Origin of the sequence: Microbacterium sp. lyk4-40-TSB-66, assembly GCF_030209475.1 — a bacterium.
Classification (GTDB): Bacteria; Actinomycetota; Actinomycetes; order Actinomycetales; family Microbacteriaceae; genus Microbacterium.
Genome location: NZ_JARVRW010000003.1, coordinates 325304 through 338074 on the forward strand (window position 1 = coordinate 325304; position 12771 = coordinate 338074).

At 71.7% G+C, this 12771-nt stretch carries 11 protein-coding genes; 1 reads left to right on the plus strand and 10 read right to left on the minus strand.

Features of this window, described 5'->3' with window-relative positions; genetic code table 11:
- Positions 1–541: 541 nt before the first annotated feature.
- On the plus strand, positions 542–1945 hold the full coding sequence (locus tag QRO03_RS06630) for a glycosyltransferase (RefSeq protein ID WP_285136728.1): 1404 nt from the start codon (positions 542–544) through the stop codon (positions 1943–1945).
- Between the two features lie 108 nt (positions 1946–2053).
- Here the strand turns inward: QRO03_RS06630 and QRO03_RS06635 are convergent, their stop codons facing one another.
- The 10 genes from QRO03_RS06635 to QRO03_RS06680 all read right to left on the minus strand — a co-directional run bounded on the left by QRO03_RS06635 (position 2054) and on the right by QRO03_RS06680 (position 12697).
- Positions 2054–3991 (minus strand): YhgE/Pip family protein, encoded by a 1938-nt coding sequence (locus QRO03_RS06635; protein WP_285136729.1) that lies wholly within the window; start codon positions 3989–3991, stop codon positions 2054–2056.
- Positions 3988–4584: a hypothetical protein gene (locus QRO03_RS06640; protein ID WP_285136730.1), complete on the minus strand. Its 597-nt coding sequence runs from the start codon at positions 4582–4584 to the stop codon at positions 3988–3990. The genes QRO03_RS06635 and QRO03_RS06640 overlap by 4 nt, the downstream gene beginning before the upstream one ends.
- Positions 4581–5186: a TetR/AcrR family transcriptional regulator gene (locus tag QRO03_RS06645; RefSeq protein ID WP_285136731.1), complete on the minus strand. Its 606-nt coding sequence runs from the start codon at positions 5184–5186 to the stop codon at positions 4581–4583. The genes QRO03_RS06640 and QRO03_RS06645 overlap by 4 nt, the downstream gene beginning before the upstream one ends.
- Positions 5187–5237: 51 nt before the next feature.
- A complete protein-coding gene (locus tag QRO03_RS06650; RefSeq protein ID WP_285136732.1) occupies positions 5238–6197 on the minus strand; it encodes a hypothetical protein in 960 nt (319 codons plus the stop codon).
- A gap of 212 nt (positions 6198–6409) precedes the next feature.
- Complete coding sequence (locus QRO03_RS06655; protein WP_285136733.1) at positions 6410–7255, minus strand: DMT family transporter; 846 nt, start codon at positions 7253–7255, stop codon at positions 6410–6412.
- Positions 7252–7731, minus strand: a complete 480-nt coding sequence (locus QRO03_RS06660) for a hypothetical protein (RefSeq protein WP_285136734.1) — start codon at positions 7729–7731, stop codon at positions 7252–7254. The genes QRO03_RS06655 and QRO03_RS06660 overlap by 4 nt, the downstream gene beginning before the upstream one ends.
- 121 nt (positions 7732–7852) lie before the next feature.
- On the minus strand, positions 7853–9289 hold the full coding sequence (locus tag QRO03_RS06665; protein ID WP_285136735.1) for a GntP family permease: 1437 nt from the start codon (positions 9287–9289) through the stop codon (positions 7853–7855).
- A gap of 415 nt (positions 9290–9704) precedes the next feature.
- Positions 9705–11147 carry an argininosuccinate synthase gene (argG, locus tag QRO03_RS06670; protein WP_285136736.1) on the minus strand — a complete coding sequence of 481 codons (1443 nt, stop codon included), beginning with the start codon at positions 11145–11147 and terminating at the stop codon, positions 9705–9707.
- A gap of 81 nt (positions 11148–11228) precedes the next feature.
- Positions 11229–11906, minus strand: coding sequence for a peptidylprolyl isomerase (locus QRO03_RS06675; protein ID WP_285136737.1), 678 nt, complete (start codon positions 11904–11906; stop codon positions 11229–11231).
- 98 nt (positions 11907–12004) lie between these two features.
- Positions 12005–12697: a Pr6Pr family membrane protein gene (locus QRO03_RS06680; protein WP_285136738.1), complete on the minus strand. Its 693-nt coding sequence runs from the start codon at positions 12695–12697 to the stop codon at positions 12005–12007.
- Positions 12698–12771 lie beyond the last annotated feature (74 nt).

The following is a 12771-nucleotide window of genomic DNA, read 5'->3' on the forward strand; positions in this document are numbered from 1 at the left end:
GCCTCCGGGGGCCTCGGGGACGTCCGGGGGCCTCAGGGGTCTCCGGGGGGTCAGGGACCTCGGGGGCTTCAGGGGTCTTCGGGGGCCTCAGGGGCCTCTGAGGCGCAGCGGTCTCCGGGGGCTCTGCCGTCTCTGGTGGCGCGGCCTCGCTCGCTCACAGGGCTCAGCGCGGAGGTGGCTGAGCCTGTCGAAGCCACCGGGGCACTTGGACGTAGACGTGCCAGACCGACGGGGGAGTCTCCCGCGTTCATAGGCACGCCCAAGGTTCGGTGAGGGGTCCGTTTGGGTGACCCCGCCACCATCGTGGACGTGCACGCAGACTTCCCCTCCCGCTTCGGCCGCTCCCCCTGAGGCCTCCCCGAACGAACGGCCGGCTCTCACCCGAGGAGTCGGCCGTTCCCCTTCCCGCAGGTGCCGTCCGGGAGGTTCCGACCGGCCCGCGATGGCTCCTGCACGAACGGAGCGCAGGAGCAATGGCCTGGACCGCCCGCTCTCCTTCGCATAGCGTCCACGTCGACTCTCCCCCGGTCAGGATCTGAAAATGCTCGCGCCCCCCGACGCCGACTTCGTCGTTCTCACCAGCCGTCTCTCGCCCCGGAGAGATGGCGGGTACGCCGTCGCGGTCGCCTCCCGCGTCCGCCTGTTACGTGCCATCGGCGTCGACCGACCCGTCCTGCTGACGTTCGACGTCGGAGATGCCGACGAGCATGAGAGGGAGAACCGGCAGGCCTTCCACGGCGACCCGGGGCCGGACGTCGACGTCCGGAACCTCTTCGACGAGATCCGCCGCGACCCGACGTGGCTGTACGAGCAGGCTCAGGACGGCCGGGCGGACCCCGAAGCGGCCTATCGGGCGGTCGTCGACGACGACGGACGGGAGGTCGTCTCCCTCCCCGTCATCCGCGACGACCCGGGCTGGCACCTGACCGAAGCAGCGGTCGTCGTCCGCGGTCCCGTCGGCGACCGGACCGTCGCGGGCTTCGGCGGGCTCTACCTCACGTGGTTGAGGAGGGTGGTGACCCAGCTTCGGGAGCGCGCCGGAGACGACGGACGCTGCATCGTCGTGATCTGCGAGTCGAAGCAGCTCGGCGAGCTGATCGCGGACTGGGACGACCCGGACGTGCGCATCGTGCACACCGTGCACAACTCTCACCTCGAGGTCCCCTGCGGGCCGGAGGCCACCGTCCGAGACGACGGTTGGCGCAGATGGCTCGACCTGCTCCCGCGTTTCGACGCCGTCATCTGGCCCACCGCGTCGCAGGAGGCGGACGTGGCCGGGCGCTTCGGAGCCCACGACGGATTCGTCGCGCTCCCGACACCCGTCGCCCCCGACCCCGAAGCCGGGTCGCACCGGCCGCGGGGCCGTCGGGTCGTGATGGTCAACAGGCTGGTCGACCAGAAGCGGGTGGATGCCGCCATCGCGGCCTGGCCGCTCGTGCTGCAGCGCGTTCCCGACGCGCAGCTGCACATCTACGGCGATGGGCCGCTCCGCTCGTCCCTGCAGGCGCTGATCGACGCTCGCGGCGTGACGCGGAGCGTCCGCCTGCACGGCTTCTCGGACCGGATCCCCGAGGCCATGGCCGACGCCTCCGCGTTCCTGTGCACGAGCTCCTTCGAGGGCCAGAACCTCGCCATCGGCGAGGCGCTGGCCAGCGGGCTCCCCGTCGTGGCCTTCGACGTCTGCTACGGCCCCCGCGACTACGTGGGTGACGGCGGCATCCTGGTCGCTCCCGGCGACACCGAGGGCGTGGTGACCGCGTTGACGACCCTTCTCGTCGACGGCGACGTACGAGCCGCGATGTCGCGGCGCGCCCTCCTACGGTCTCGGCGCCTGCGCCCGGAAGTGGTCGGTGACGCCTTCGCCCGCCTGCTCGCGGAAGTCGTCGCCCGCCCCGCCCGACGCCGGGCGCCGCGGCGGATCGAGGCGGGTGCGGGTTGCCGGTGACCTCGGGGCGGCGACGCCATCACGACGGGCGAAGGTTTCGATGCCGTCGACACGCTCGGGAACCGCTCACGCGTTCGATCGAGCGCGTCGACGCCACCTGACACGACGTCAGCCGATCAGGCTCGGCTGCAGGTCTCGGAGCGTGCGGTGGTGCGTCATGCGCGTGACGCCGATCGCCGCCACCAGCACGCCGCCGACCATCCACGCGCCCAGCACCAGCAGATCCGACCCGACCCGCGCGACGTCGCCGCCGTACATGACCTGGCGCATGGCATCCACGACGTATCCCATCGGCAGGACGTGATGCAGCGCCGCGAGGGGCGCCGGCAGCGTCTGCCACGGGAACGTGCCGCCGGCGGTGACGAGTTGCAGCACCATGAGCACGAGCCCGAGGAACTGTCCCACCGAGCCGAGCCAGACGTTCAGGGCGAGCACGATCGCGGCGTAGGTCGCCGACGCGAAGATCAGGATGCCGAGGGCCGCCGCCGGGTTGGCGAACGAGAACTGCAGCGCGATGGCGAGCACGGTGAACAGCCCCACCATCTGCAGCGCGCCGAGACCGGCCGGTGCGAGCCAGCCCGCCAACGTCACCCGCACGGGGGAGCGCAGCGCCGTGATCGCGCGCTTGGAGACGGGTTTGACGATGAGGAACAGCGCGTAGATGCCGATCCAGCCGGCCAGCGCGGCGAAGAACGGCGCGAGGCCCGCGCCGTAGTTCTGCGCCGCGGTCACCGCGCTCGTGCCGACGGCGACGGGATCGGAGATGGCCTGGGCCTGCGCCTGGCGCGTCGCGTCGTCGGCGTCCGGGATCTGCTCGACCCCCGCCGCGAGGCCGTCGCGCAGCTGCGACGCCCCGGTCGAGAGCTGGGCGATGCCGCCGTCGAGCTGCGACGCTCCGTCGCGGAGCTCCGCCGAGCCGTCGCGGAGCTGGGCGGCACCGGATGCCGCGGTGCCCGCGCCGTCGGCCAGGGCGGACGCACCATCGGCCGCAGCCGCGGCTCCGGTGGCGAGGGAAGCGCTTCCGTCCGCGACCTGGCGGGCGCCGGCGTCGAGCCGGTCGATCTGATCCACCGTGTCCTGCACGCGTCCGTTCGCCGCTGACAGGCGCTCGGCGACCGGGTCGAGGCGCGAGAGGATCTCGTCGATGCGCGCCGGGTCGAGGCCTGCGTCGGTGAGCGCCCGGGCGATGTCGTCCCGTGCCTGGGGCAGCTGGGCCGCGGCATCCCCGGCCGCCGTCCCCACCCGCCGGGCGGCTTCGTCGATGCGGTCCACTCCGCCGGCGACCTGCTGCGCGCCGTCGGCGACCTGCGCCGCGCCGTCGCTCACCTGGGCCGTGCCGTCGCGCAGCTGGTTCGCACCGGTCGACAGCTGTGCGGTGCCGTCCGCGAGCTGCGCCGAGCCGTCGGCGAGGGCGGCCGAACCGCTCGCGAGCTGTGCCGAGCCGTCTTTCGCCGTCGCCAGAGCATCGACGAGCTGCGTCGCCCCGGTCGTGGCGTCGACGAGTTTCACGCGGATCGTGTGCAGCGCGTCGAGCAGCGTGAGCCCGGCCTCGTCGGTGACCTTCTGCGCCACCGACGTCTGGATGCGGGCCACGGCCTGCGTGCCGATGGTGGAGGCGAGGTAATTGTTCGCGTCGTTGGTGCGCAGCTCGATGTCCGCCTGGCGCGGGCTGTCGCTCGAGAGCGAGGCCACGGCATCCGTGAAGTCGGCCGGAAGGGTCACGACGAAGTCGAAGTCGCCCGCCTGCAGGCCGTCATCCGCCTGGTCGGAGGTGACCCGGTGCCACTCGAACGTGTCGCCGTCGAGCAGCTGCTCCGCCGCCTCGCCGCCGAGGTTGCGCTGCTGGCCGTTCACCTCTGCGCCCCGGTCGTCGACGACGAGCGCCACGGGGACGCTCGAGAGGTTGCCGTAGGGGTCTTGGTTGGCCCACAGGTAGAGCCCGCCGTAGAGGATCGGCACGGCGAGCAGGGCGACGAGGGCGATCACCGCCATGCGGGTGGAGGTGAGGCGGCGCAGTTCCGCCGCGATCATCTGGGGGATCTTCATCGCACGACCTCCGCGGCCTCGATGGCGGTGCGCGACGCCTGTCCGGCGATGGCGAGGACGGCGTAGCCGCGCTCCGCGAACTCCTGCGCGATCGCCCACCAGGCGAGGGGTTCTCCACCGTGGCGGTCGGGCGCGACGAGCACGAGTCCCTCGACGTCCTTTCTGAGCGCGGCCAGTTCGAGCAGCAGCCGGATGCGCACGCTCGGGTCGACGTTGCCGATGGGCAGCGCGGCGGACGCGTCGAGGCCGATGCCCTCCAGCCACCGTGCGGCGGCGAACGGGGTGGGGGCGTGACCGGCGAACATGAGTTCCTCGGCGACGACGCCGATGACCGACACGTTGGGCTCCGGCTCCGACACGACCGGTGCGTCGACGAGCGCGACGCGGCGACGGAGGCTCCGGGCGTCCACGCGGCCGTCGACGGTGACGGAACCGGAGTCGATCTTCATGCGACCGGATGCCATGAGACCGAGCACCGTGGGGCGCTGCTCGGTCTCGGCGACGACGAGACTCGCCCGCCCGGTCTCGAACGCGGTCGTGGTCGCGGGCAGGGCGCTGCGGCCCTTCGCGACGGCGTCGACGACGACCCTCACGACGTCGCCAGGTCGGGGTGCTGGGCGAGCAGGCGGCGCGCCTCGGTCCAGGAGAGCCCGGCGATGCCGAGCACGGCGCAGACGGCGATCTCGCGTGCCGTGGAGCTCTCGGCATCCACGCGGGAGACGACCGTCCGCCCGGTCTCCTCCAGCAGGCGCGACAGCGTGGGGGCGGGCAGGTCGGTGCGCAGCTCGCCGGCGTCCTGTCCGCGGCGCACGATCTGATGGATGCGGCGGCGCAGCGGAGCGAGGGCGGCGGAGGTCTCGGGCAGGTGGGCGTCGTCGAGGGCGAGGGCGGCCGCTGCCTGGACGTGGGCGGCTTCGCGCCAGAGCTCGGATGCCAGGCGCGCGAGCGCGACGCGGGAATCGGCGTCGTCGATGTCGGCGGCGATGGCGTTGAAGCGCGCGGCGCCCGCGGCGATGACCTCGCGGACGATGGCGTTGCGATCGTCGAAGTGCCCGTACAGGGCGCGTCGCGACAGGCCGGCGCGGCGGGCGATGGTGTCGATCGACGCGCGGGGGTCGTGACCGATGGCGGCGGTGGCCGCGCTCAGGATGCCGGCGCGGTTCTCGACGGCGTCGCGGCGGGTGGATGTGCTCACGACGAGCAAGTGTACGCCTAAAGTGCACACCTATGTGCAAGTTCGTGGGTGTTACGCCCGCGGTGGATACGCCCCGTCGGCGCCGGCTGCGGTCCACGCCGCCCCGAGGGCGAACAGCGTCGGTGCGTGGTAGTGCTCCATCGCGGCGGCGATGCGGCGGCGGCCGGTACGGGCGTTGATGCCCAACTGCGACGACGCGCCCGCGAGCGTGTAGCCCTGCTGCATGAGGCGCAGGATCGACGTCCACGGCTGCGCGTCGGCGCCGACGGGAGCCGCTCGGCGCCACAGCTCGTCGAAGTAGGCGCGCACCATGTTCGCCAGACCCTCATGACGCACCCCCAGCACGCTCGTCGGGGTGGTCTCGCCCCAGATGTACGGCAGGGCGAGGTAGTCGCCGTCGACCCAGAACCACGCCGGGGCCTTCTCGAGCGAGCGGTACTCGAGTCCGGTCGGACCGTAGAGCGCCATGCGCTCGAGCACCACCGGATCGGTGGTCACCGACGCGGGCACGATGATCCGCACGTTGTCGCGAGCGCTCAGCGCGGCGCCGAACCGCCGCGCCCGATCGGGGGATGCCGCCATCAGCCGGTCGACGCTGGTGAAGACGGCGACCAGGGAGCTCGACGGGGTTCCCGAGAGCTCCCACATGAGGTCTTCTGCGGCGTAGGGGCCGTGCCGCAGCACCGTGGGGACCAGGTCGGCCGACGCTTCTCCGACCGACCAGGCGCGCAGGATCGAGGGGAGGTTCTCGAGGATCCGCTCGATGCCAGACATCGCGTCTTCGGCGGCCGCCCGCACGCGACGGGTGTGCACGGTCACGGCGTCGTTCGCCCAGTCGGCGGGCGGCGGATAGGCGAGGACCCCGTCGACACCACCGATGAGACCACGCTCCCGCAGCCGCTCGACGGCGGCGATCACCCGCGGGGCGTCGAGGTGGGTGGTGAGGACGGCGTCGTCGACCGTCGGCGGCCGCCCACGCAGAAGAATCTGCATCAGGGTGTCGTCGTCCATGTGTTTCTCCGAGGGGTGACCGGTCCGATTCCCATCATGGCCGGGGCGGTTTCGGGCGGTGAAGGCTTGCCCTCGCCGAAGAATTCCGGATCTCTTCCCGTTGCGCCCGGGGACGGTACGCGCGCAACGCCGAGGGTCGCCCGCGCCCAACGCGCCGGCGCGTGCGAGAGACCGGCGTCGACGCCTCTGCGCGAGGGCCCGTCGGCTCCGCGTCATCCCCCGACGGCGATGGTCAGGATCGCCGCCCCGGCGAGGCCGAGGCCGGCCATCTGCACACGGCCGACACGTTCCCGCACGACCCCGACCGCGAACGCCACCGTCACGGCCGGGTACAAAGAGATGACCACGCTCGCGAGCGACAGCAGGCCGGTGCGGAACGCGTAGAGCATGGCGACATTGGCGACCGCGTCGAAGACGCCGATCATGACGGCGAGCCAGAAGAGCCCCCCGCCGACCGGCTTCGCGCGGCCGAGGCGGAGCGCCGCGGAAATGATGACACCCGCTGCAACGGCCCGCGCGAAGGCCAGCGGCCAGAGGCCGCCGTCGGCGGGCATCTGACCCGTGAACACGAAGCTCAGCCCGAACAGCACGCCGGAACCCACCGTCAACCGGGCCACCCGCGGGGTGAACCGACGAGCGTGCGTTCCGCCGGAGGCACTGCGGCTGACCAGGGGGAGGGCGATCACGGCGAGGACGATCCCCACCACCGCCAGTGCCGACGGGCGCTCGCCGAGGGTCACGCCCGCGATGACGGGGATCGCCGTGACGAGGATCGCGGCGACCGGCGACACCACGCTGATCGGGCCGTCGGCGAGGGCGAGGTAGTACCACCAGATCGCCACGGCTGTCGCGACGCCCGACGCCCCGCCCCACAGCAGCGCCTCCGGCGACAGGCGCCCGCCCACGAAAGGCGCCGCGGCGGTGATCAGCAGCGTCGAGACAGGGTAGGTGAGGAGGATGACACGCAGGGCGTCGATGCGTCGCGAGGCGAGGGCGCCGAAGAAGTCGCTCGTGCCGTAGGCGACCGCGGAGACGAGCGCCAGGGCGATCGAGATCATCCGTGATCGTCGTCGGCCCGCGCCGCCGCGGGCCGACGACGGGCGGCCAGGAGGGCGACGAGGCAGAGTGCCGCAATGGCGAGGAGGGCGAGCATGGCCCCGGTCATGAAGACGTCGACGTCGTGCCCCCACACGTCGTGGCCCACCAGGATCAGGTCGTCCCAGAAGGCGTACGCGAAGGCGGCGACCGCGAGCAGCTTGCCGAGGTGGTCCACCCAGGTGATCTCTTCGCGGTTGTGGGCGACGGCGCGCAGCACGCACCCGAATCCGGCGATCCCCAGCACGACGACCGCGAGGATGCCGACGGTGGTGTTGCGGTCCTCGTGCGCGTTCTCGTGGATCCACAGGACCGTCGGGATGGCGACCACACCGGCCATGACGACCGCGAGCACCGGGAACAGCGGATGTCCGCGGAGGAAGCGATTCGTCGTCGGTCGATCGACGGATGCCGTGCGGACGGCGGGCTCTGAGCTCATGCGGGACTTTCCGGTCGGGTCGTATGAAGTGCACACCTCGCGGGCCCCGCGCCGCAAGAGCCGCTAGCGGTCATGGCCGGAAGCGGACACCCTCGCACCCGTACGCCGTCTCGCGGAGGGGTCAGCCGAGCACGAACGACAGCACCAGCGTCATCCCGAGCGCGATCACCGACGCGAGCGAGACGCCCACCGTCACCGTCTTCAACGCACCCCGCACCGTCTGGCCGAGGAAGGACTGCAGCAACCAGAACGTGTTGGAGGTCACGTGCACGCAGAAGAGCGCCCCCGCGCCGGCGGCCAGCGCGACCAGCAGGGGGTTGAGACCCATGGTCGTGGCGACGGGCGCGATGATGCCGGCCGCGGTGATCGCCGACAGGGTGACCGAGCCGACAGCGATGTGGAGGACCGCGGCCATGGCCCACACCACCAGCAGCGGGGCGAAGGGGGTGGCCTGGAAGGAGCTCTGCAGCACGTCGCCCAGGTCGCCTTGCGCGATCACCGCGGCGAGCGACCCGCCCACGCCGGTGAGCACGAAGATCTGACCGCCGTCGTGGAAACCCTTCACCACGGCCTTCTCGACCCGCTCCCGCCCGACGGCCGCGCGGGCGACCGCCCCGGTGAGGATCACGGCCAGAAGCAGCGCGATGACGGGGCTGCCGAGGAACTGCATCGGAGCGACCTCGATCTTCAGCACCGCGAGCACGGCCTGCGCCGCAATGAGCAGCAGTGCCACCAGCATCGGTGCGAACAGCAGCAGCAGGGGCCGCTCCCGGGTGGCCGAGGGGGCGAGAGCGGTGGATGCCGCCGGCGCGAGCGTGACGAGGGGCGCGGGCGCGGGGGCATCGGGGTCGCGGGGCAGACCGCCTACGCCGGTCGACATGGCGCCGTCGTCGGGCACGCCTTCGGGGGTCGCCGTCTGCTGGTCGCGCTCGGGGTTCCAGAACCCGAGACGGAAGAACACGCTCATCAACAGGATCGAGAGGGCCACCGTGGGAATCACGACCGCGAATCCGCCGAGCAGCATCTCGCCCAGCGGGACGCCGACGACACCCGCCAGGGCCACCGCGGCGAAGCCGGGCACCATCATCACGATCCCCACCTCGAGCGACACCGCGAAGGTCACGCCGATGATCCCCGTCCCGGCGGGTCCGAGGCGCGCGGCGATCCGTCGGGCGAGGGGCGCGGCGATGACGATCATCACGTCGACGAAGATCGTCTGCAGGTAGGTCGCCAGCGACAGACCGAGGGCGAACGGGATGCCGCGGCGACCGAACACCCGCATCAGGGCTTCCACGAGACGGGTGACGGCGCCCATCTCGTTGAGCATCGCGCCGATCAGCACCCCCCACGCGATGAGGAGCCCGGCATCCATCATCACCTCGCCGAAGCCCTGCGTCATGGTCGAGACGGTGTCGAGCGGACCGAGCCCGGTGAGGAGGCCGATCGCCGCCGCACCCACGGCGAGGGCGATGACCGGGTTGATCCGCAGGCGGACGATGGCGACGACGACCGCGAGGATGACGACGGCGACGACGGTCAGGGTGTACCACCCGGGCATGGGCTCTCCTCGATGCGTTCGGGCGGGGGCATCGATCCCGTCGGCCGGCGTGCGGGTCGGACGCGCGCGCCGGACCACAGGATGCCGTGGGCGAAGCCGTCCGGCAGCTCAGGATGACGGATTGTCCCGCGCGCGGCAAGGTCCCCTAGAGGCCATGTCCGCAAGCGGACAGCCTCCCGCCCTCGCGACGGTTCGCCGGCCGAGGTCGCGCGTGGACGAACGCCATTGCTGCGCTCGGTGTCGCTGCGCCTGGACGAACGCCATTGCTGCGCTCGGTGTCGCTGCGCGTAGAGGAACGCCGTCGCTGCGCGCGGAATCACCGTGCGTAGACGAACGCCGCTGCCGCGCACGGCATCGCTGCATAGACGAACGCCGCCGCCCGCGGGTGCGGACGGCGGCGTTCGGTGCGCGGAGGTCAGTCGGTGCCGGCGTCGAACGCGGCGCTCTCTCCGGCCATATCGGTGGCGTCGGCGAGGCGCTCGCCGTCGGCGTCGAGACGGGCCGCGGGCTCGATGATGTCGCGCGCACCGCCCTGGGTCACGTCGCCGACGAGCTCACCGGTCGGACCGCCGATGAGGCCGAGGCTCGCGTACTGCTCGAGGCGCGCGCGCGAGTCGGCGATGTCGAGGTTGCGCATTGTCAGCTGGCCGATGCGGTCGACCGGGCCGAACGCGGCGTCGCCGACGCGCTCCATCGACAGCTTCTCGGGCGAATACGACATTCCGGATGCCACGGTGTCGAGGATCGTGTAGTCCTCGCCGCGGCGCAGGCGCACCGTGACGGAGCCGGTGATGGTCGATCCGACCCACTTCTGGATCGACTCGCGCAGCATCAGCGACTGCGGCTCGAGCCAGCGACCCTCGTACATGAGGCGCCCGAGGCGACGGCCCTGCTCGTGGTAGGTCGCGAGGGTGTCCTCGTTCAGGATGCTGTTGACCAGGCGCTCGTACGTGAGGAAGAGCAGCGCCATGCCGGGGGCTTCGTAGATGCCGCGCGACTTGGCCTCGATGATGCGGTTCTCGATCTGGTCGCTCATGCCGAGGCCGTGGCGCCCACCGATGGTGTTCGCCTCACGCACCAGGGCGACGGGGTCGTCGAAACGCGTGCCGTTGATGGCGACGGGGCGTCCGGCCTCGAACGTGACGGTGACGTCTTCGGTCTCGATCTCGACCTCAGGATCCCAGAAGCGCACGCCCATGATGGGTTCGACGATCTCGAGCGAGACGTCGAGGTGCTCGAGGGTCTTCGCCTCATGCGTGGCACCCCAGATGTTGGCGTCGGTCGAGTACGCCTTCTCGACGCTGTCGCGGTAGGGGAAGTCGTGCGCGACGAGCCACTCGCTCATCTCTTTGCGCCCGCCGAGCTCGGTGACGAAGTCGGCGTCGAGCCACGGCTTGTAGATGCGCAGGGCGGGATTGGCGAGCAGGCCGTAGCGGTAGAACCGCTCGATGTCGTTGCCCTTGTAGGTGGAGCCGTCGCCCCAGATGTCGACGCCGTCCTCCTTCATGGCGCGCACGAGCAGAGTGCCCGTGACGGCGCGGCCGAGCGGGGTGGTGTTGAAGTAGGTGCGCCCGCCGGAGCGGATGTGGAACGCGCCGCACGCGAGCGCGACGAAGCCCTCTTCGACGAGGGCCGTCTTGCAGTCGACCAGGCGCGAGACCTCGGCACCGTACTGCGTGGCGCGGCCGGGGATCGAGTCGATGTCGTCTTCGTCGTACTGGCCGAGGTCGCCGGTGTAGGTGCAGGGGATGGCTCCCTTGTCGCGCATCCACGCGACGGCCACCGAGGTGTCGAGACCACCCGAGAAGGCGATGCCGACGCGCTCGCCGACGGGAAGGGACTGAAGGACCTTGGACATGCCGACAATTCTATTGCGGCACGGTGCGGCGACCGACGCGTCGTCGCCGCTCGCGCCGGTGGTCCGCCTTGGGGAGGAGGGTCAGCCGACCGTCACGCCCGTGATCGTCACCGGGTTCGCGGGGGCGCCGTCGGGTGCGCCGCCCGCAGTGCCCGCCGCAGCGATCGACTGCACCACGGCCAGACCCTCGGGTGACATGGTGCCGAAGACGGTGTAGTTCGGCTGCAGCTTCGTGTCCTCGTAGACGAGGAAGAACTGCGAGCCGTTCGTGCCGGGGCCGGCATTGGCCATCGCCACGGTGCCCGCGGGATAGGTCTCGCCCCCGTCGAGCTCGTCGTCGAAGCGGTACCCGGGACCGCCGCGGCCGGTGCCGGTGGGGTCACCGCACTGCAGCACGAAGATGCCCGAGGTGGTGAGTCGGTGGCATTCGGTGTTCGAGAAGTACTGCTGCTGCGCGAGCGAGACGAAGCTCTCGACGGTGCACGGGGTGCGCTCGCCGTTCAGGGTCAGCGGGATGTCGCCGGCCGAGGTCTGCAGCACGGCCTGCACCTCGCCGGTCGGCTGGTCGGTGCCCTCCGCCGGGGGAGTGACGTCGACGGCGGGCTGACCCGACGCGGGGTAGGAGCACTCGCCCGAGACGGACCCTTCGCTCGGCGCGCTCGCCCCGGGGGCGGGTTCGGTGGTCGTCCCTCCCGCGCATCCGGCGAGCAGGAGCAGGGCGGAGGCGGCCAGGGCCGCGGACATCAGTCTCGTACGCACGTGCTCAGGTTAGGCCGTGCGTCCGGGACGAAGCCGTGAGCGGCGGGCCTCTCGGCATCCGGATGCCGCGTCGGTCGCCCCCGGTGTCACCCCGCGCGTCACGCGGGACGGATGCCGCGCCGACGGCCGACGGCGACCGTGCCGAAGGCGAACCCGACGATGACCACGGCGATGGCGACGATGTAGAAGACGACGCTGCCCCACCCGGCGGCGTTCGGATCGAGGAACGGATATGGGTACCAGTAGGGCGCCCCGGTGGTGGGGTTCGTGATCTGCGGGGCACGCAGCAGCGTGTAGACCACCCAGGCGATGGGGAAGATCGCCGCGGTCAGGGCAGCGCGCCAGGGAAGGCGCCGACGGCCGGGGCCGAAGAAGAGATCGAGCAGCAGGAACAGCGGGCCCCAGACGTGCAGGATCTCATTCGACCAGGGCACCGTCTCGGGCTGCAGGGGGATGCCGCGCAGCAGCAGGTTGTAGACGACGCCGGTGACCAGCATGTACGTGGTGACCCAGGCGAGGACGGTCGCCAGCGCGATCGGCTCGGGGCCAAGGCGGCGGCCGCGCGCGAAGAACCGGACGCCCACGATCAGCAGCACGATCGCCGCCGAGACGTTGGAGAGGATCGTGAAGAAGCTGAAGAAGTTCGCGACCACGGTGACGACGTGCCGCCCGGCCCCGACCGCCCCCGCCACCGACGAGATGAACTGCGCGATCACCGCGATGGCGATCATCGCCGCCGCCGCGATGCGCGCGGTGTTCCATCCGACAGCCCACTCGCGCGTTCGCAGCATCGACCCAGGCTAGCGCCGGCGCGTCCCGGCGTCGCCGGTTTCGCGTCGTCCGCCGCGGGGCTACGGCGGCGCCC